The following is an 18,752-nucleotide window of genomic DNA, read 5'->3' on the forward strand; positions in this document are numbered from 1 at the left end:
TTAAATGTCACAAAACTCTAAAGATTCTAATTTAGGGTTTTTCAAACCTTTATTTTCGGCTATATAAAGATTTTTTAGTTTTTTTAGCTCATAAAAAGACTTCGGAAACTCTTTTATATCGTTCTCGTCAATATCAAGTTCTAAAAGATTTTGTAAATCTCCTATGCAAGAGGGTAACTCTTTTAAACTATTTGCACTCACACTTAAGCAGTTTAGTTTATCTAACTTACATATAGCATCGGGTAGGTGTTCTAAGTTGTTGTTATCAAAACTAAGCAGTTGCAAGTCTTCTAGTTTACTTATATCAAAGTCTATTTTACAAAGATTGTTGTCATTTAGATTTAGTTTTATGAGCATATCGTGCGATTCCAAAGAGGGCAGGTCTGTAATCTCGTTTCCTTCAAGCAAAAGAGTCTCTAACTCTTTTATCTTGCTTATAGATTCGGGAAGTTTTGTAAAGTTGTTATATGAGAGGTCTAAATAGTAAAGCGATGACATATCCTCAAACGCTTCTGGAAGCTCACTGAGATTGTTTGTATCGAGTGAGAAATATAGCAGGTTTTTAAGGTTTTTTAACTTCTCTGATAGTGATGTAAGATAGTTTGCAGCTATGGTAAGCCTTGTTAGTTTTGTAAGCTTGTAAAACTCATCCGGGAGTTTTGTAAGCCTGTTTCCGTTTAGGTTTAAAATAACCAGTGATTCAAGCTCGCCTATGCTTTTTGGAAGTTCATCTAAAAGGTTGTTCTCACATTGGAGATTTTTTAGTTTTTTTAGATTGCCAATGTTTTTTGGCAGTTTTGTCAGTCTATTTCCGGAGAGTTTTAAAACCGTCAAATTTGGAAGATGGCAGATTGATTCGGGTAGTTCTCTGAGTTTGTACTTTGTTAAATCGAGTACGGATAAGTTTTTTAATTTATCAACTTCTAGAGGTATTTTTGGATTTAGACCTTTGTTTCTAATCCATCTTGAAAAATCTTCTAAATTTTTATCTCTCATATTTTTACCTGTTATTCATTTGATCTATTAAAAAATCTATCTCTTCGTAATCTATCTCACCAAAATCCACCATATTAAAAAGTGCCATAAGCGGTCTTCTACAACATGTTTTATTACACTCGGTTACCAGTTTTTTGGCTTTTTTATATGGAAGATCCGTCTCTTTAAAAATTTCAACTGCTTGTTTAACTGTTTTTGTCCCGCAGTTGCAGATTATTTTATCTTGAGCATCTTCCATCTTATTTATCTACTATTTTAAAAAATCGTGTTTAGCTTTAAATGCATTTACGTCTTCCATAGCGAGTGAAACTTTTTCACTAAGCTCAGCTAGTTTTACATATTCGCTCCAAATAGTATCTTCGACTATATCGTGAATCTCACCCGCAAGCTCCGTAACGATGCGTTTGTACTTTGCATACTCTTTTTTAATCTCTTTTTGTTCTTCTGTAAGTGCCATGTATTTTGTCTCCTTTGTTAAATTAAAATGCGTATATCATCTCCAAATTGATTGGCGGTTTGGAGTTTTTGTAAAACAAAGTGTACTCCTCACTCATATCAAATTTGTAAGATTCATACAAATCCGTTATCTCTTTTACCTCACTTGGTACATATGCAAATATCTTCTTTAACCCGCGATGATAAATGATGCCCCTTATCATCTTCTCTGCATCGCTAAATGCTGCATCTCTCATAATCCAAGGGGAGATTTTTATAAGTGATTTGTTTATCGCGTATGAGTGTTGATACCCTGATTGTGTGGATAAAACAAGGGATGATTGTTTTAAAAGTATATTTTTAGTGTAAGGGGTTTTGTCTTCTTCAAACGCTACTTTGTCGATAGAAGTCATGATAGGCAGAAAGTTTTCGTTGCTTATACTTTTTGCAGTTGCGTTTGTAAAGTTAAAGGCAACACCGCCACCGCTGTAAATGGCACGTTTGAACTTTGAAAACTCTTTAAACTCTAAAGATGAAAAAAGTTCTCTCTCATCTTTTTTTGACATTATCAAAATCGGCTTTTTATCTTCGTTTATATTCTCTAAGAGAAGTTTAATAAGTCTTTTTTTTATATCGTCATCTATCTCATCAAGATAGTAAAAATTGTTTATCAAAAAACTTTTTTCAAGCTCATAGGCTGATATAAAAGCTACAAGGTTGTTTTCATCGTAGATGCCAAAACATAATGATGAGTTTTCCTCATATGTTTTTAAAATCAAAGATTTGTCTATAGTCATCTTTTCGTTTAAAGCTTCCAAATCAGTGCTAAAACTGTTTTTTCTAATCCAACCTATGAACATAAGTACAACTCTTTTAGCTCTTGTGGGTTAAGGACTTTTTTTCTGTTTGTGACTATCTCTCTGACAATCGGCAGCATATTTTGCACCTTTTGCGTTATGGGTTTTATGCCGCTTGCATTTAGGTGGTAAAGCAGGGTTGAAGTACCTGAGTGTTTACCTATTGGGAAGTATCTTTGCAACCCTACGCCTTCTGGTTCAAATGCTTCATATGAAGCGGAATTTTTTATCATTCCGTTTACATGGATGCCGGACTCATGTGAGAATATATTAGCTCCCACGATAGGGCGTGAAGAACTGATAGGTTTGTTTGCCGCACGTGATACACTGCGTACAAGTTCATGCAGTTTTGAAGCATCTATGTCACGATCTTCTTTAAACTGATGTTTTAGGCTCATTAACACTTGTTCAAACGAAGCATTTCCCGCTCTCTCGCCAAGTCCTATAACGGTAGTGTTTGCACTGACAGCCCCCGCTTCTATACCAGCTATGGAGTTTGCAGTAGCCATACCGAAGTCGTTGTGTGTATGCATCTCTATATCTAAAGTATTATCAGATGCAAGGTATGAAATATTTTCATATGTTTGATTTGGAGTTAGTATGCCTATAGTGTCGCAGTATCTGAATCTATCAGCTCCGAGTGAAGCCCCAAAACTCATAAGCTCTTTTAAAAACTCGTTGTCCGCACGGCTTGAATCCTCTCCACCGATGCAGACAAACAGACCCTCTTGTTTAGCTACTTTTACAACGTTTTCCAAGTTTTGGAAGAGTTTGTCTTTATCGCCACCGAATTTTACGTCTATAAGTGTTTTTGAAACTGGTACAGATAAGTCCACGGCTTTGATGCCAGTCTCTAAAGAAGCTTCGAGATCACTCATGGTAGTTCGGTTCCAGCTCATGATTCTTATTGGCAGGTTTAGTGCTAGTATCTCTTTTAGGTCATCTTGTTCTTTTTGACCCATAGCAGGGATGCCGACTTCAAGTTCATCTGCCCCTGATTCATAAAGAAGCTGGGCAATGTTTATCTTTTCTTGAGTGTTAAATGCGACATATGGAGCTTGTTCACCGTCACGGAGTGTAGTGTCGTTTATAATAGCCATAATAATCGCCTCCTTATTTTTAGCCTACTTCTTTTTCGCTCTCGTAGAAGTGTTTTTGAACTGCATCAAAAACAGATTTTTCAATAGGCTCGTTTGCATACGAATCATCACAAATAAGACCTATCTCATTTAAGTCGTTCATCGGACATTCACCGATTTTTGCAGTCAGAAGTACATCTACGTCTTTAAGTGTAGTTTTTATCTCATCTATCGGGTTATAGTCTTCTCCAAGTTCAGCACCTGAGTATGAACTCTCGATTTTTCTGTGCATTACAAATTTGATGGCTTTGTCACCGACTTCGTAGATTAAGAACTCTTGTGCAGAACCAAAGTGTACGTTTATCATACCTTCGCCCGCAGTAGTGATAGCTACAAGTTTAGTTTTACCGTCTGAGCTTAACTGCTCTTTTGAAGCTTGCTCAATTTTTATACGCTCGTTTGCAGCTTCTAAGTGTGAACGCCAGTTCTCTATGGCTTTGTGTTTTTGCTCTCTTGCTTGGATGTCGTACTTTTTCTCCAAGTCTTCAAAACTCATATCCACAAATGCATCAGGTGTAAACTCGTCACCTCTGTCTTCGCCTATAAGTCCTACTGCATCTGCACGACACTGACGACAGTGACTCATCAGTTTCATATCCATTCCACAAGCTTCCTGAGCAGCCATAGTCTCTTGGTCTGTCGCACTAGGAACACCGTCAAGTCCAAACTTAGTACCAAACTCAGGGGAGCTAAGAAGCGGCATGATGTTGTGTAAGAACACATTCATCTCTTTTAGTTTTTTTGCAACGTTTGGAAGGTCTTTGTCGTTTACACCAGGGATTAATACAGAGTTTGCTTTTACCAAGATGCCTCTCTGGGTTAAAAGTTTTATACCCTCTAGTTGTTTCTCAAGTAAGATTTTTGCACCCTCGGCACCCCATACTTTTTTATGGTTCCAGTGTACCCACGGATATATCTGGCTACCTATCTCACCGGTTGCATCTACGGTATTTATAGTTACCGTTACGTGGTCTATGTTGTATTTTTCTATCTCATCTATATAGTCGGCTATTTTTAAACCGTTTGTAGATAGACACAGTTTCAAGTCAGGGGCTTTTTCTTGTAACATTCTAAAAGTATCAAAAGTTTTCTCAGGGTTTGCAAGAGCATCTCCCGGACCTGCGATTCCGACAACCGATAACTGCTGAATCTCACCACCGACGTAAAGCACTTTTTTTACTGCATCTTCAGCAGATAGTTTAGCACTTGTAACACCCGGACGTGATTCGTTTGAACAGTCGTATTTTCTATTACAGTAGTTACATTGAATATTACATGCGGGAGCAACTGCTACGTGAATCCTTGCATAATGTTGGTGAGCACCCTCGCTATAACACGGGTGAGCGTTAATTTTTTCTTTTATAGCCATGGCTTCTGGATTGTTTGGATCAAATCCTGCATCGCTTGATGCAGAGCATCCACCTGATGAACAACTCATAAAAAATCCTTTAAATAATTTCTTAGGATTTATAATTCATAAAGTGTTCCGTTGGTAAATAAGATATATAATGCGTAAAAAAAATATCAGGATATAAAATTGCAAACCCATATTCAAAAAAATGTATATATATACTTGATAGCAGCTATGTTCTTTTGGGGTGTAGCATGGCCTTCATCAAAGGTACTGACCGAATATACGGACAGCTATACCCTTACGTTTTTAAAGTTTTTTCTTAGTTCTATATCTTTGATACCGATGCTCTATTTCTCAAAACAGAAGCTGATTTTTTCAAAAAAAATATTTAAGTATCTAGTTCTTTCGGTTATTGTTCTTATACTTTATAACGTACTGTTTTTTCTTGGACTTAAGGTTGGGTTTGCAGGTTTTGGCGGGATGCTCGTAACTGGTTCAAACCCTATATTTACATTTTTGATAGTAGCAATGCTCGAAAAGGTAGATATACCACGTGAGAAAAAGATTCCGCTTGGAATCGGAATACTCGGTACGGTGATAATGCTTGATTTGTATAACAACTCCATAGCCGACTTGATGCGTGAGGGAAATATATTATTTTTACTCTCATCTGTTGTGTGGAGCATCCTTACAATTTTGAATGCTACCTCAAGAAAGTATGTAGGAACTTTGGTTTTTACCTTTTATCTCTACATAGCATCTTCACTTGTTTCGTATGTGTTCTTTGTTCCAAATGAGAAAGTTATACAGATTTTCGAGTTTGATTATATTTTTTGGATAAATCTATTGTTTACGACGGTCGTATCTACGGGGATAGCTACGACATTTTACTTTAAAGCGAGTACTATCATCGGGGCAAATCAGGCATCTTCGTTTATATTTTTAGTCCCATTGGTCGCAATGGCAAGCTCAAACATAATATACTCCGAAGTGCCAAGTTTTTCTACACTCCTTGGTGGAGTGTTAATGATATACACGGTATGGAGATTAAATAAAAAAGTTACTAACTAAGCAAATTTTTTATATCTCTACTTCCATTCCGGCTTCTCTATCTGCTATAGAGATGCTTTCTCTGAAAGGTTTTGGTTTTTTCTCAGGAGAAAAAATACCTAGTTTTTTGTGGATACGTATGTTATATTTGCCATCTTCATGACCCTGTAAGAAGTAGTCATTATATTCTGCGGTATATGGCATATCCCATACTATCGCACCTTCTGTAGGACACACATAGGCACATTTTGGTACTGAAGCATCGACACACTCAATACATTTTTCAGGTTTAACGTAAACATATTGGGCATCTACGATGGGAGAATCATCAGCACTAACTATTGCCGTAGCCGGACACTCATCTATACAAGTGTCACAGTTTATACACGAATCTGTAATTATTACAGACATGACTTAAGCCCAGCGACCGATATTTGCATGAGCTTCACGATCACTCATAGCAATCTCAGCGATGAACGGTTGCTCTTTTTGTTCTGGTAACATAAGACCTTTTTTCTTATGTTCACGAATTTTGTAAGTTCCTTCTTCATTACCTCCTTTATAGTACTCGTTGAAGTCCATAGTATATGGCATATCCCATACTATAGCACCCTCGGTTGGACAAGCCTCAACACATCTTGGTTCATCTGCATGACCGACACACTCTACACAGCTCTCAGGTTTTACGTATAAAATTCCGTCCTTTGGATTTTTTTCATTATCTTCTTCTAAAATTGCCGCAACGGGACACTCAGATGCACAAGCATCACATGAGATACACTCATCTGTAATCATTACTGCCATATTAAACTCCTAAATATTGTTTGTAATTTCTATACATATAGTGTTCCTTTTAAAGGTACGCAACTTGTACATATAAATATCAATTACTTAAAGAGGTATATATTATGATTAGAAAAGCTACTCTTGAGGACATAGATGCTCTAAATGAGCTTTTAAAATCTTTATTTGAGCAAGAGAATGAATTTCAAGCAGATGCAAAACTACAAATCAAGGCTTTGAAAAAAATTATAAACTCAAAAAAGATAGGTGACATTTTTGTATATGAGAGAAATAAAAAAGTCATAGCTATGGTAAACGTGCTTTACTCTATCAGTACGGCACTTGGTAAAAAAGTGGCTATTTTAGAAGATATGGTTGTTTTGAAAAAATACCGACAAAAAGGTTACGGTACAAAATTGTTGTCTTATGTATTAAAACGGCTGGAAAAAGACGGTGTTAAAAGAATCACGCTTTTAAGTGATTTTGATAATGACAAAGCCCACGAGTTTTACAAAAAACAGGGTTTTAAAAAATCAACTATGGTTGTACTAAGGAAATAGTGATGGGAATTTTTGAAGATAAGATAAAAGCTGACTTGCTTCAAAGTGTATATGCAGACAGCATCAGCATCTATGAGTTTATAAGCATGAAAATTTATAGTTTGCTATTATAGAATTTTTAAATGTTTTGTTGATGGGCAGACTGACTTTTGATTTAGGTGCTGCATTTGCTCTTTCTAGTTTTACAAAGTTTTGTTCAGTAATAAAAGTATTATGATTTGAATGCAAATCAATAGATTCTATTTTACATGATTTAAAACTATTGTTAAGCTTTTGAACATATTTCTTTGCAAATTCAAAAGCCAAATTTTCTAACTCCTGAGTTTTTTGAATTTTTTCTTCTTTTGTTTGTATAAAGCGAATTTCATTTTGCAATATTTTAATATTATCTACTTTTTTAACTTTATCTAGTAAGTTTTCGTAAGCTTTTTTATCAATAAATTCACAATTATATATGATGTTGGAACTATAACCCAAATATACTTTAGTATTATTTTCCCATTTATAATTTGGACGGATTCTATATTCTCCTCCTTTACAAATATCAGCTTTTCGTACTATTTGTGAAATGCTTTGAATTTTGTGTTCTATAATATTTTGATTACTGTGTTCTATGATTACTTCAAAGGATGTTTTCTTGAATTTTGGTTTATGTTCCAAGGTAAATTCTTTTGATTTTGAGATGCTTAGTGCATTTAAACTTTGAAACAACATTAGAGTGATTATAAATAAGGTCTTTATCATTTTATATCCTTTATTATTTAACAATAATTATATATAGAGTATCTTCATACTAGCTAAATATTATACTGTAGGTATCTATGACAAATAATAATTATTTTCTCTTAAGATTTATGTTACTATAATGATAGCACCATGTTTATCTTTTAGATAAATATTAAATATATTAAGGGATGGGTAATGCCAACAACTCAAGAAAATCTAGAAACAGCGTTTAGTGGTGAAAGTCAAGCTTTCCAAAAATACAGTGCATTTGCAGATAAAGCAGAAAAAGACGGTTTTGCAAATATAGCTAAACTTTTTCGTACAACGGCAGAAGCTGAAAAAATTCATGCAACAGGGCATCTAAAAGCTATGGATAAAATCGGTTCTACTATTGAAAATCTTGAAGCTGCCATCGGTGGAGAGACGTATGAATTTGAAGATATGTATCCGCCTATGTATGAACAAGCCGTAGCTGAAAAGCATAAAGCTAAAAAAATGTTCGGATATGCCCTTGAAGCAGAAAAAGTTCACGCAGAACTTTATGAAAAAGCACTTCAAGCAGTTAAAGAGGGAAAAGATATAGACGAAGTAAATATTTATCTTTGTCCCGTCTGTGGGCACATTGAACTAGGGATGCCAACGGAAAACTGTCCTGTTTGTGGTGTAAAACCTTCTACATACATACAAATCTAACATTTTAAACAATGAAATTGCCTTTTTTTAGAGGCAGTTTTATTTTATAAATATAACGGAATATTTTATGTATAAATGATTTTATATTATAAGATATTGTTATAAAAAATAAGGTTGTAGATGCAAAATGAAGAATTTTTAAAGAACCAAGACGAACTTTTTAAAACCTTTTTGGAAAATACAAATGATTTAATTTTCATCTTACAAATAGATGATGATGTTAAATTTATCTATACAAACGATGCTGCTAAAAACAGGCTAGGGTACTCGTTAGATGAGATGAATGAAATAGGTATTGAAGGAATTAGAAAGCCTATAGATGAGACGAATCATTTTTTTAAACATATCGATAAATTAAAAAACAACGGTTACGGAATTGACAATGCGTATATCAGATGCAAAGACGGTAGTGAATTTCCCGTAGAAGTTAATGCAAAACTTGTAAAACACGATAATACTACCTACAATATAGCTATAGCCAGAGATATTACTGATAGGCTGAACTACAATAAAAAGCTCGAAGATGAAATAGAAGAAAAAACAAAAGAGCTAAATGAAAATATTCAAAAATTAAAAAGTTATAAAGAAGCTGTTGATATAAACTCTATTGTAACTATTTCCGATATCCAAGGTAAAATCAAATATGCAAATGATAAATTTTATGAAATATGCGGATATAAAAAGGATGAGGTAATAGGTAGAAACCATAATATTGTCAGGCATCCGGACGAACCAAGAGAAGTGTTTGCCGATATGTGGAATACGATACTAGATAAAAAAATATGGCGTGGAAAACTTAAAAACTTAACAAAAGACGGCGATACATATATAGTTCAGGCCGTAATAGTACCTGTTTTAGATAACAACGGCGATATACTGGAATTTATTGCTACCAGATACGAGATTACAGATATAGTTAAAAAACAAGAAGAGATAGAAAAACTGCTAAAGACCGATGCCCTTACAAATCTTTATAACAGGTTTTATTTAAACGAGAACCTAAATTCCGCAAGTGATACGGCTAGCGTAGCCCTTATAGATATAAATAGTTTTCATGAGATAAATGATTTTTACGGTGATCAAGTTGGGGATATGGTTATAGTAAAATTATCAAATATATTAAATAAAAGATTAGGGCATAATTACTTGTTGTTCCATCTATCGGGGGATGAGTTTATTGTTTTTAACAACGATATACCTAGGGATATTTTTATAGATGAGATGATAGAGACAAACAACTTTTTAAATACAAAAACGTTGATTATTAATGAAAAAACATTTTATTTAAATACTACTATAGCACTTTCATTTGAATCTAAAGAGAATTTGATGTCTTCTGTGCATCTTGCTAAAACGTATGCAAAACAAAACGGTTTGAATTTTAATATTTATAATGCTCAAAACCCATTGGAAAAAGAGTACAAATCAAACTTAACATGGGCATACAGGATTAAAGAAGCTATACAGGACAATAGGATAACCGTATTTTTCCAACCAATAGTCGAAGCCAAAACCAAAAAGATTTTAAAATATGAATCATTGGTAAGAATGATTTCTAAGGACGGTGAGGTTATATCCCCTTACTTTTTTTTGGATAAAGCAAAAAAATCTAACCAATATGTAAAAATTACGAAAATAGTTATAGATAAAACTTTTGAAGCTATACTAAAATATAATATAAAATCCTCGATAAATATAACTATAGAGGATATACAAAATACGGATACAAAAGAGTATATATACGAAAAGCTTGAAGATTTTGATAAAAGTGAAAATATAACTTTTGAACTTGTTGAATCAGAAGGGATTGAAAACTTTGATGAAGTGGATGAGTTTATAAAAACTATAAAATCTTACGGTTGTAAGTTGGCAATAGATGATTTTGGAACAGGATACAGCAACTTCGAGTATCTGCTAAAACTAAATGCGGATTTTATTAAAATAGACGGTTCTTTGATTAAAGAGATAGATAAAAATCAAGATTATTACGATATTGTAAAAACAATAGTAAGCTTTGCAAAAATAAAAGACTTAAAAGTCGTAGCTGAATTTGTAAGTTCAAAAGAGATATATGAGAAGATACTTGAACTAGAAATAGATCGTGCCCAAGGATATTTGTTTTGCGAACCTAAGCCTATGGAATAAGATATGTATAGACTTAAATAAATTATTATTTAAGGAATCCCATGTCTAAAGTTATGGAATATGTAAAAAACAATGAGTTGGATTGGCAACCGTCATTCAATGATGTGCTAAGTGATGGATTAAACGGCTATAGAGGTGCACTGATAGTAGAAGAGGGTAAACAACTATCACCTGACAGAAAACTGCCACCGAAAATTCAAGCTAAACAGGTTATTATGGTTAGTAATGATAAAGGTATTAAACTTTTGGCATGTGAGCTAGAGAGTTTTAATCACTTCAAACCTATGTTTGAAAAATACAAAGAGTTTTTTACGCCAGATAGTTTAAATATACTATACGTTACAGATCTTGACGGTAACGGTACATTTACGTACGAAGGCATTGAATTTACTGCAATTATGCTTGATGAGAGCTCAGTATGGAACGAATTACTAGAAGTAGCCGACCTTGAAAAAGGCGATATGAAAAAGCTTAGTCCTGCTGAAAAAATTGAAAAAATGTATGATGAACTTTTAGAAGCCGATGTTCAAGAAGCCCCTAAAACTTATGAAGAGATGTGTGAACTGATAGGTGAGAGTTCAAAACAATTAATGGGTGCAGTATAATAATCTTTTATAAAAAAATATTGTTTTTCGTGAAATAGGCGGTATAATATCAAAAAAATTTTCATATAGGAAAATTATGAATAATCTATTTGGTGGACTTACTGCTTCTATCGTTGCACTTCCGCTTGCCATTGCCTTTGGTATTTCAAGTGGACTCGGTGCAGGTGCGGGAATATTCGGTGCAATATTTTTAGGTTTTTTTGCTTCTTTATTTGGAGGTACAAAAACACAAATCTCAGGACCTACAGGACCTATGACGGTTATCTCTGCATCTGTCGTAGCAGTCCTTGGACCCAATCTAGCTTTAGTATTTACAACCTTTTTACTTGCCGGTTTTTTTCAAATTGTTTTTGGACTGTTAAAAATAGGTAAGTTTGTAAAATTTATACCGTATCCCGTAATATCGGGTTTTATGAATGGTATAGGATTGATTATTATTTTACTTCAAATAAATATAGCTTTTGGACTTCATGCAGATTCATCCGTTATAGGGGCGATATTAAATATTCCAAATAGCATCATAAACTTAAACCCGCAAGCTTTTTTCTTAAGTATGGCTACGCTTTTGGTTCTTTACTTTTCTCCAAAACAATTTACAAATAAAGTACCGGCTCCGCTTATTGCATTAATATTATTGTCTGTTGTTGCAAATATATTAAGTTTGGAAGTATTTTACGTAAGTGATATTCCAACAGGGCTTCCTAGTTTTGTAGAGTTCGATTTTGATATGAGCCATCTGTCTTTTATTTTGGTTTCGGCTTTGACTTTGGCGGTTTTGGGGACAATAGATTCTCTTCTTACATCACTTGTTGCAGATTCACTAACAAAAGATAAACACAATTCAAACAAAGAACTAATCGGGCAGGGTGTAGGAAATATGATCTCATCGTTATTTGGAGGGCTTCCCGGTGCAGGTGCGACAATGAGAACCGTGTCAAATATAAAAAGCGGCGCTACGTCCAAAGTATCTGGGATGATGCACTCTGTATTTTTACTTTTGATTTTACTTATGTTTGCTCCGCTTGCGAGTAAAATACCGATGCCTGTATTAGCCGGAATACTTATAAAAGTAGGCTTTGATATATTTGATTATAAGATGCTAAAACAGCTAAATATAATACCAAAATACGATGTATCCGTTATGATGATAGTATTTTTCTTAACGGTATTTGTTGATTTGATTGTAGCTGTTGGAGTTGGTGTTGTTTTATCGGCATTTTTGATTATTCACAGACTTGTAAAAGAGAGCGAAGTAAATGTTTACGGTGAAGAAGTAGAAGAAAATAAAGACGACAGAATCTTTAGAGACGGCTTGGTTAGAATAGTAAATATAAAGGGTCCTTTTTTCTTTGGTTCGACATCGTTTATCCTTGATAAAGTAGATAAAATTTATGATGTAAAAAATGTTGTAATAGATTGTTCTTTAGTATCTTTTATGGATCTCTCGGCTATATATGCTTTGAGTGAAACAATAGAAAAACTAAAAAGCAGCGGCAGCGAAGTTTACATTGTCGCAGACGAGAAAAGAAAAGAGAAACTGATTAAACTCGGTATAACTCAAAGCATAGATGCAAGTAAAATTATAGATTCTCAAATGAAGGCTTTAAGAGCTATAAATAAGGTATTTTGAAAGTTCCTCTCCTAAAAGTTCCACTTTTATAGGTTTTGGTACAAAAGAGTTCATACCCATTTCAAAATAGTACTCAATATCATCTTTCATGCTGTTTGCTGTTAATGCTATTATAGGTATGTCTGAGTACTCTCTAATAATTTTAGTAGCTTCTATACCGTCCATATTAGGCATTGTAATGTCCATCAATATAAGGTCGTATGTATCTTTATTAAATTCTTCTACCGCTTCTTTTCCATCTTCTACTATTTTACAAGTTAAGTTCATGTCTTTTAAAAGTATATCTATTAACAATTGGTTTGTTTTATTGTCTTCTGCAACTAAAATATGCCCTTTAAATTTATACTCTTTTTTTTGTTTTTTTTCTTTTGAAATATCATCTGCTTTAGGTGCGGATATATAAAAAGAAAAAGTACTCCCTTTATCAACCGTACTCTCCAAGCTAATTTCTCCGCCCATTAATTCGACAAGTTCTTTGGAAATAGCAAGACCGAGTCCTGTACCTCCAAAAGTTCTAGTAGTAGAGTTGTTTTCTTGTTCAAAAGGTTCAAATATACGTTTTTGTGCATCTTTTGGAATACCGATACCTAAATCGCTTACCGATACATACAGATATTCTTCTTTATATTTTACCGATACGGTAATACTGCTATTTTTTTTGGAGAATTTTATAGCATTAGATATTAGATTCGCTAAAACTTGTCTAAAACGTAAAGAATCGCTTTTTATAAAGTTTGGCGTATCATCATTCTTTACAAGTTTTAGTTTTATATTTTTATCTTTGGCATTATTTGCATATAGAGTTAATATATCATCAAGTTCTTGATATAGATTAAAAACGGTATGTTCAATAGATAATTTTCCATCTTCTATTTTACTAATATCTAATATGTCGTTTATTATATCTATAAGAGAATTGGAAGAGCGTCTTACCATGTTTATATAGCTTAATTTTTTTTCGTCTTTTTCAGCTTTCTTTAAAAGGTTTATAAACCCTACTATACCGTTAAGCGGAGTTCTTATTTCATGTGACATATTTGCCAAAAATTGACTTTTGATTCTGTTAGCTCTCTCGGCTTCCTCTTTAGCCTGTTTTAGAATTTTTTCATTTTGAATAAGTTCATATTCGACCTCTTTTTGCTTTGTAATATCGATTCCTACGGTGATTATATATTTCATTTGGCCATATTCATTATTTACAAGTGCGTTTGACCATTCAAATACTCTCTCTTCATTATATTTTGAAATCCAAGAATTTTGAAAACTTTCAACTATAACTCCGTTTCTGGCTTGTTCTATAATACCAAATACTTTATTTTTAATATTTTCATTTAAAAATCTTGACCAAAAATACGCTTTGGAAGCTACCTCTTGTTGAGTATAACCTACAAAGTTTTGCCCGTACTTGTTAAGTCTAATCATTACACCGTCTCTATCTATAACTGCAATAACTGCATTTGTATTTTCAAGTATGTTCGTAAGAAAATTCTTTTCAAAAAGTATATCTTCATCTGCAAGTTTTTTATTTGTAATATCGTTAAGAATAGCTATATATCTAATGACTTCGGTATTTTCAAATATAGGTGTTATAGATAACTGATTCCAAAATTTGCTACCGTCTTTTTTATAGTTTATGATTTCACATTCACATGACTCATTTAGCATTAGTTTATGCTTGATAAATTTCATAGTATCTATGTCGCTATCTATACCTTGAAGTATATTCGGTTTTTTACCGTATATCTCTTTTTTCGTGTAGCCCGTTAATTCCTCAAATGCATTGTTTACATATATAATTCTTTGATTTTCGTTTGTGACTATAACACCTTGAGATATATTGTGTAAGGCATCATCGTGCATCTCAAGAATATCTTCGTTTTGTTTTAATTTTGAAGAATATAAAAAGCTTAAAAGTATCCCTATAAAAGTAAATATAAACGGGTATATTTTATCTACTTTGTTTTCAAACGAATTAAGTGGATTTATTTTTAATGTCCAAACATGATTATCAATATTTAAGTTTGTAACATATTCCAATCTACTTAATGTTTTAGTAAGAGGTTGAGAATCAAAAAGTAGTTTTTCTTCATTCTTACCTTGTTTGTCGTAAAGTTTCAAACTTACTTGGTCTAAAGTATTCTCAACAATGCCAAGCATAAAATCTTTTGCACGAAAAGGGGAATATATAAACCCTTTAATAGCTTTGTAACGATTTTCTTTAGTATCTAAAGGCATATTGGCTTTATAGTGTGGAAGATATAATAAAAAACCTGCCTGCTCGTCTTTACCGTTTTCTTGTACAAGTCTTACTTTACCGGATAAAGACGGATTTCCTGTTTCAATAGCATACTGCATTGCAAATTTTCTAGTCTGTTCTGAGTACATATCATACCCGAAAGCTCTGACATTACGCCAGTCAAACGGTTCAAGATAGATTATAGAGGTGTATAAATCCCTTTTTCCTTCGGGATATATTTTATAGTTGCTAAAACCTTCGGAGCGTATTTGAGCTATGTTTTTATCTAGTTCATCCTCTTGTAGAACTATCGAGTAGCCGACACCTTGGATTCCGGGAAAGTTATCTTTTAGTTTTAATTGTTTTATATATATTGCCCATTGTTCTCTAGTGACATTTCCGTTATTTGCTTCAAATAAAGCCAAACCGCCGTATAAAATTTCTCTATATATTTTTACTCTGTCTTCTAGTTTAACAACAATTTTTTTTGCTACCTCATTAAATCTATACTGCTCTTCCTTAATATAGTAGCTATAAACAATAATACCAATTAAAAAACTTATCAATATACCTATAATAAGTACTATTTTATGCAGTTTCATAGTAAAAAATCTTCCCCTTGTAATATTTTATAATATCTAAGTTGTTAAAAAATGTCAATAATATTAACTAATTAAATTAAAATAAACAATAAATGAGAGATAACAAGTTTTTGTGGAAGTGGCTCCGAATACTGGATTCGAACCAGTGGCCAAGTGATTAACAGTCACCTACTCTACCGCTGAGCTAATTCGGAATGTGCTTTGAAGTTTATATATATGGCTCCGGATACTGGATTCGAACCAGTGGCCAAGTGATTAACAGTCACCTACTCTACCGCTGAGCTAATCCGGAATATATATGAGGCGAAATTATACTTTATGAGCTTTAAAAAGTCAAGGGTTTTTGGCTATTTTTGACGTTTTCTTTGAAAATTATTTTGAGGTATGAAAAAAACTAAATTTCCTACTATTTTTTTAACTATTTTTTCATCTTTTATAAGTGAATCTAGTCTTGTTTTTGTATCTTCATCAAATAACAAATTTATATCATCTATAGTTAAGGGTCTTTTATCTAAAGTATTAATAATCTCTTCATCACTATAGTATTTATTATTTGGTTCGGCATGGATGCGTGAAGCGATATGGATAGGCAGAGAACTATCAAACATCAAAGATATATCGTGAAGCTCTTTATAGCTTATACCGACAACAGGGTAGGCAGGCGGTCTATCGATGCTTCCCAAATCTACTCTTTGTATATTTTGAAGTTTTAAAAGTGTATCGTTTAATTTTTTTACTTCTTTGTTTGAATCGTTAAGCTCGTGAACAAAAAGTATCTCTATAAACAGTTTACCCTTAAACTCTTTGCTGAATTCAATGACTTTTTGTATCACTTCATCTACGTTTATATTTAGGTGAGGGCGGTCTATCTTTTTAAAGATATCACTGCTTATAGCATCTAAGGATAGTTTTACTTGGTCGAGTTTTAAAAGTGAATTGTATATTTTATCATCTACCAGATTTGCAGAGTTTGTCAGTATTAAAGTCTGAGTTGTGTTTTTAATCTCGTTAATTGCATCTATAAGCTCACCCAGTTTTGGATAAAGAGTGGGCTCACCGTTTGCAGTTAAAGTTATTACATCTATTTTATCGTCCAGATGCTTTTTAAGCTCACCTATAATTGTTTTTACTTCAAGTATATCTTTTTGTGCATCTACTGTAGCCGCAGGAGCAAGTTCACAGTAAAGGCAGTCAAAATTACATTGTTTAAAAGCAGGGGAGAGATCGATGCCCAAACTCATACCGAAGCGGCGTGAGTTTATCGGACCGAAGATTATATTATTTTTTTGCACTGATTCTTTGACATTCGCTAACAAAGTGTTTTGCGTTCTCAACCGGTACGTCTGGAAGGATTCCGTGACCAAGGTTAAAAATATGACGTTTACCGCCCATAGTTTCTTGGATAACCTTTATACACTCAGTCGTAGCTTCTTTTGAGTAAAGACGACATGGCTCCATATTTCCTTGAAGTACATACTTATCACCAAGTTTTTCTTTTGCAAGTGCCATAGGAGTTGACCAGTCAACACCAAACACGTCGAAGTTTCCATACACTTTATCTAAAAATGCAGGGATGCCTTTAGGGAACATAATTACAGGGATATGTGGATATTTTTCTTTTAAATACTCGGCAATCTCTACCATATATTTCCAAGAAAATTCATCATATTTACCTGGTTCAATTGCCGCTGCCCAGCTATCAAAGATTTGAACTACATCAACACCGGCTTGAATCTGTTTTTCCATATAAAGCTTAACAACTTCAGTAACTTTAGCAAGAATATTGTGTAGAAGTTCAGGGTTTGAATACATCATTTTTTTACAAATATTGTAAGTTTTTGTACCTTGACCCTCTATCATGTATGTAGCGAGTGTCCAAGGTGCTCCCGTAAAACCGATTAATGCTTTTTCGTCACCTCTTTCATCTAGCTGTTTACGTAAAAGTTCAATTGTCTCATATACGTAGGTTAATTTACTTGCAGCCTCTTCACCGCCTATTAATCTATCTACGTCTTCTTGTGAAACCAATGGATCGGAAAACTTAGGACCTTCACCTTTTACAAATGATAAATCCATACCCATCTCATCAGGTATAACTAAAATATCAGAGAATAAAATAGCTGCATCTACACCTACAATATCTAAAGGCTGAATGGTAACTTCAGCCGCTTTCTCCGGGTCATGACAAAGGTTTAAAAAGTTTCCTGCAGCTGCACGAACTTCCATATATTCAGGTAGGTAACGACCTGCCTGTCTCATCATCCATACCGGTGTGTATGGAGTTTCTTTGCCTAAACAGGCATCTACGAATATTTTACTCAAATTCTTTTCCTTAAAATAATTTTTCTTTTTTTAAAAAAGAAATCTTTAGTGACCACAGCGGTCTAAGCGACGTAAAAGGAATTATTTCCTTTTACTTACTAATTAGTGCTTTTTCCCTACCTTACTTAAAAAATATAATCCAACCGCAACAGCCGTAATAGATAGTGCCAGATATAGCATATCTAAAGCAGTTGTAAACTCTGTATGTCCGACTTTTTGAAAAAATCCGACTACTAAAACCATAACGATAACTTTACTTATCTTGTCTTTTAACTGATCTAACGAATGTATAGCAAGAAGTTGATTCTCTTCTTCTCCATTTTCTTTTGCAGCATCTATATCTGAAATAAATAACTCATATAAACCAAAAGAGAATATTAACATAACTACACCAATTAGATATAAATCGACCGCACCTATTATGCCACCTACAACTTCTTCATGAAAATGTTCGGGATGTGCATGGTTAATGTACGTACTGATAACATAAGCAGCTGTTTGAAACACATCAAAACTAGCTACTACAAAAAGTACAACTGCACCTATCAGACCAAATATAACAGCTAAGATTATTATGAATCTAGAGTTCCATAAAGTATTTTCAAATAGCTTTTCCATT

General features: G+C 33.5%; 19 protein-coding genes and 2 tRNA genes. 6 read left to right on the plus strand and 15 right to left on the minus strand.

Going from position 1 to position 18,752, the window contains the following annotated elements:
- Genes FJR48_RS03480 through nifB form a run of 6 tightly spaced genes read right to left on the minus strand, consistent with a single transcriptional unit; the run spans position 1 to position 4,865 of the window.
- Entirely contained in the window at positions 1-996 is a 996-nt protein-coding gene (locus FJR48_RS03480; RefSeq protein ID WP_152306774.1) for a leucine-rich repeat domain-containing protein, read from the minus strand.
- Between the two features lie 4 nt (positions 997-1,000).
- Positions 1,001-1,234, minus strand: a complete 234-nt coding sequence (locus FJR48_RS03485) for a hypothetical protein (RefSeq protein WP_152306775.1) — start codon at positions 1,232-1,234, stop codon at positions 1,001-1,003.
- Between the two features lie 12 nt (positions 1,235-1,246).
- Complete coding sequence (locus FJR48_RS03490) at positions 1,247-1,453, minus strand: CCE_0567 family metalloprotein (protein ID WP_152306776.1); 207 nt, start codon at positions 1,451-1,453, stop codon at positions 1,247-1,249.
- A 22-nt stretch (positions 1,454-1,475) separates the two neighbouring features.
- Positions 1,476-2,291: a hypothetical protein gene (locus tag FJR48_RS03495; RefSeq protein ID WP_152306777.1), complete on the minus strand. Its 816-nt coding sequence runs from the start codon at positions 2,289-2,291 to the stop codon at positions 1,476-1,478.
- Entirely contained in the window at positions 2,282-3,388 is a 1,107-nt protein-coding gene (gene nifV, locus FJR48_RS03500; protein ID WP_152306778.1) for a homocitrate synthase, read from the minus strand. Before nifV ends, FJR48_RS03495 begins: the two co-directional genes overlap by 10 nt.
- A 19-nt stretch (positions 3,389-3,407) precedes the next feature.
- A complete protein-coding gene (nifB, locus tag FJR48_RS03505) occupies positions 3,408-4,865 on the minus strand; it encodes a nitrogenase cofactor biosynthesis protein NifB (RefSeq protein ID WP_152306779.1) in 1,458 nt (485 codons plus the stop codon).
- A 99-nt stretch (positions 4,866-4,964) separates the two neighbouring features.
- On the opposite strand from nifB, the gene FJR48_RS03510 reads away from it, so the two are divergent.
- Positions 4,965-5,852: a DMT family transporter gene (locus tag FJR48_RS03510; RefSeq protein WP_152306780.1), complete on the plus strand. Its 888-nt coding sequence runs from the start codon at positions 4,965-4,967 to the stop codon at positions 5,850-5,852.
- Positions 5,853-5,861: 9 nt separating this feature from the next.
- Here the strand turns inward: FJR48_RS03510 and FJR48_RS03515 are convergent, their stop codons facing one another.
- Positions 5,862-6,242, minus strand: coding sequence for a 4Fe-4S dicluster domain-containing protein (locus FJR48_RS03515; protein ID WP_152306781.1), 381 nt, complete (start codon positions 6,240-6,242; stop codon positions 5,862-5,864).
- 3 nt (positions 6,243-6,245) lie between these two features.
- Positions 6,246-6,635 (minus strand): 4Fe-4S dicluster domain-containing protein, encoded by a 390-nt coding sequence (locus FJR48_RS03520; RefSeq protein WP_152306782.1) that lies wholly within the window; start codon positions 6,633-6,635, stop codon positions 6,246-6,248.
- Positions 6,636-6,739: 104 nt separating this feature from the next.
- Between FJR48_RS03520 and FJR48_RS03525 the strand changes: the two genes are divergently transcribed.
- Entirely contained in the window at positions 6,740-7,174 is a 435-nt protein-coding gene (locus FJR48_RS03525; protein WP_152306783.1) for a GNAT family N-acetyltransferase, read from the plus strand.
- Between the two features lie 78 nt (positions 7,175-7,252).
- Here FJR48_RS03525 and FJR48_RS03530 read toward each other — a convergent pair whose 3' ends face one another.
- Entirely contained in the window at positions 7,253-7,918 is a 666-nt protein-coding gene (locus FJR48_RS03530; RefSeq protein WP_152306784.1) for a hypothetical protein, read from the minus strand.
- A gap of 177 nt (positions 7,919-8,095) precedes the next feature.
- Between FJR48_RS03530 and FJR48_RS03535 the strand changes: the two genes are divergently transcribed.
- The 4 genes from FJR48_RS03535 (at position 8,096) to FJR48_RS03550 (ending at position 12,973) form a co-directional block, all read left to right on the plus strand.
- Positions 8,096-8,593 (plus strand): rubrerythrin family protein, encoded by a 498-nt coding sequence (locus tag FJR48_RS03535; protein ID WP_152306785.1) that lies wholly within the window; start codon positions 8,096-8,098, stop codon positions 8,591-8,593.
- Positions 8,594-8,713: 120 nt separating this feature from the next.
- Positions 8,714-10,738, plus strand: coding sequence for a bifunctional diguanylate cyclase/phosphodiesterase (locus FJR48_RS03540; RefSeq protein ID WP_152306786.1), 2,025 nt, complete (start codon positions 8,714-8,716; stop codon positions 10,736-10,738).
- A gap of 41 nt (positions 10,739-10,779) precedes the next feature.
- Positions 10,780-11,343, plus strand: a complete 564-nt coding sequence (locus FJR48_RS03545) for a hypothetical protein (RefSeq protein ID WP_188108614.1) — start codon at positions 10,780-10,782, stop codon at positions 11,341-11,343.
- Positions 11,344-11,419: 76 nt separating this feature from the next.
- Positions 11,420-12,973 (plus strand): SulP family inorganic anion transporter, encoded by a 1,554-nt coding sequence (locus FJR48_RS03550; RefSeq protein WP_152306787.1) that lies wholly within the window; start codon positions 11,420-11,422, stop codon positions 12,971-12,973.
- On the opposite strand, the gene FJR48_RS03555 is transcribed toward FJR48_RS03550, so the two are convergent.
- From FJR48_RS03555 to FJR48_RS03580, 6 genes are all read right to left on the minus strand, one after another.
- On the minus strand, positions 12,947-15,811 hold the full coding sequence (locus FJR48_RS03555) for a CHASE domain-containing protein (RefSeq protein WP_152306788.1): 2,865 nt from the start codon (positions 15,809-15,811) through the stop codon (positions 12,947-12,949). The genes FJR48_RS03550 and FJR48_RS03555 overlap by 27 nt on opposite strands.
- Before the next feature lie 119 nt (positions 15,812-15,930).
- Positions 15,931-16,005, minus strand: a tRNA-Asn gene (locus tag FJR48_RS03560).
- 23 nt (positions 16,006-16,028) lie between these two features.
- Positions 16,029-16,103, minus strand: a tRNA-Asn gene (locus FJR48_RS03565).
- 55 nt (positions 16,104-16,158) lie between these two features.
- Positions 16,159-17,103 carry a radical SAM protein gene (locus tag FJR48_RS03570; RefSeq protein ID WP_347402087.1) on the minus strand — a complete coding sequence of 315 codons (945 nt, stop codon included), beginning with the start codon at positions 17,101-17,103 and terminating at the stop codon, positions 16,159-16,161.
- Positions 17,090-18,133, minus strand: a complete 1,044-nt coding sequence (gene hemE / locus FJR48_RS03575; protein ID WP_152306789.1) for a uroporphyrinogen decarboxylase — start codon at positions 18,131-18,133, stop codon at positions 17,090-17,092. Before hemE ends, FJR48_RS03570 begins: the two co-directional genes overlap by 14 nt.
- A 102-nt stretch (positions 18,134-18,235) precedes the next feature.
- Positions 18,236-18,751, minus strand: coding sequence for a YqhA family protein (locus FJR48_RS03580; RefSeq protein ID WP_152306790.1), 516 nt, complete (start codon positions 18,749-18,751; stop codon positions 18,236-18,238).
- Between the last annotated feature and the right edge of the window lies 1 nt (position 18,752).

It is taken from the genome of Sulfurimonas lithotrophica, assembly GCF_009258225.1.
GTDB lineage: Bacteria > Campylobacterota > Campylobacteria > Campylobacterales > Sulfurimonadaceae > Sulfurimonas > Sulfurimonas lithotrophica.

What these genes read in the sequence shown, in the direction of transcription:
- FJR48_RS03480 (WP_152306774.1), bottom strand. Translation starts at nt 996, where the DNA reads ATGAGAGATAAAAATTTAGAAGATTTTTCAAGATGGATTAGAAACAAA.
- FJR48_RS03485 (WP_152306775.1), bottom strand. Translation starts at nt 1,234, where the DNA reads ATGGAAGATGCTCAAGATAAAATAATCTGCAACTGCGGGACAAAAACA.
- FJR48_RS03490 (WP_152306776.1), bottom strand. Translation starts at nt 1,453, where the DNA reads ATGGCACTTACAGAAGAACAAAAAGAGATTAAAAAAGAGTATGCAAAG.
- FJR48_RS03495 (WP_152306777.1), bottom strand. Translation starts at nt 2,291, where the DNA reads ATGTTCATAGGTTGGATTAGAAAAAACAGTTTTAGCACTGATTTGGAA.
- nifV (WP_152306778.1), bottom strand. Translation starts at nt 3,388, where the DNA reads ATGGCTATTATAAACGACACTACACTCCGTGACGGTGAACAAGCTCCA.
- nifB (WP_152306779.1), bottom strand. Translation starts at nt 4,865, where the DNA reads ATGAGTTGTTCATCAGGTGGATGCTCTGCATCAAGCGATGCAGGATTT.
- FJR48_RS03515 (WP_152306781.1), bottom strand. Translation starts at nt 6,242, where the DNA reads ATGTCTGTAATAATTACAGATTCGTGTATAAACTGTGACACTTGTATA.
- FJR48_RS03520 (WP_152306782.1), bottom strand. Translation starts at nt 6,635, where the DNA reads ATGGCAGTAATGATTACAGATGAGTGTATCTCATGTGATGCTTGTGCA.
- FJR48_RS03525 (WP_152306783.1), top strand. Translation starts at nt 6,740, where the DNA reads ATGATTAGAAAAGCTACTCTTGAGGACATAGATGCTCTAAATGAGCTT.
- FJR48_RS03530 (WP_152306784.1), bottom strand. Translation starts at nt 7,918, where the DNA reads ATGATAAAGACCTTATTTATAATCACTCTAATGTTGTTTCAAAGTTTA.
- FJR48_RS03535 (WP_152306785.1), top strand. Translation starts at nt 8,096, where the DNA reads ATGCCAACAACTCAAGAAAATCTAGAAACAGCGTTTAGTGGTGAAAGT.
- FJR48_RS03540 (WP_152306786.1), top strand. Translation starts at nt 8,714, where the DNA reads ATGCAAAATGAAGAATTTTTAAAGAACCAAGACGAACTTTTTAAAACC.
- FJR48_RS03545 (WP_188108614.1), top strand. Translation starts at nt 10,780, where the DNA reads ATGTCTAAAGTTATGGAATATGTAAAAAACAATGAGTTGGATTGGCAA.
- FJR48_RS03550 (WP_152306787.1), top strand. Translation starts at nt 11,420, where the DNA reads ATGAATAATCTATTTGGTGGACTTACTGCTTCTATCGTTGCACTTCCG.
- FJR48_RS03555 (WP_152306788.1), bottom strand. Translation starts at nt 15,811, where the DNA reads ATGAAACTGCATAAAATAGTACTTATTATAGGTATATTGATAAGTTTT.
- FJR48_RS03580 (WP_152306790.1), bottom strand. Translation starts at nt 18,751, where the DNA reads ATGGAAAAGCTATTTGAAAATACTTTATGGAACTCTAGATTCATAATA.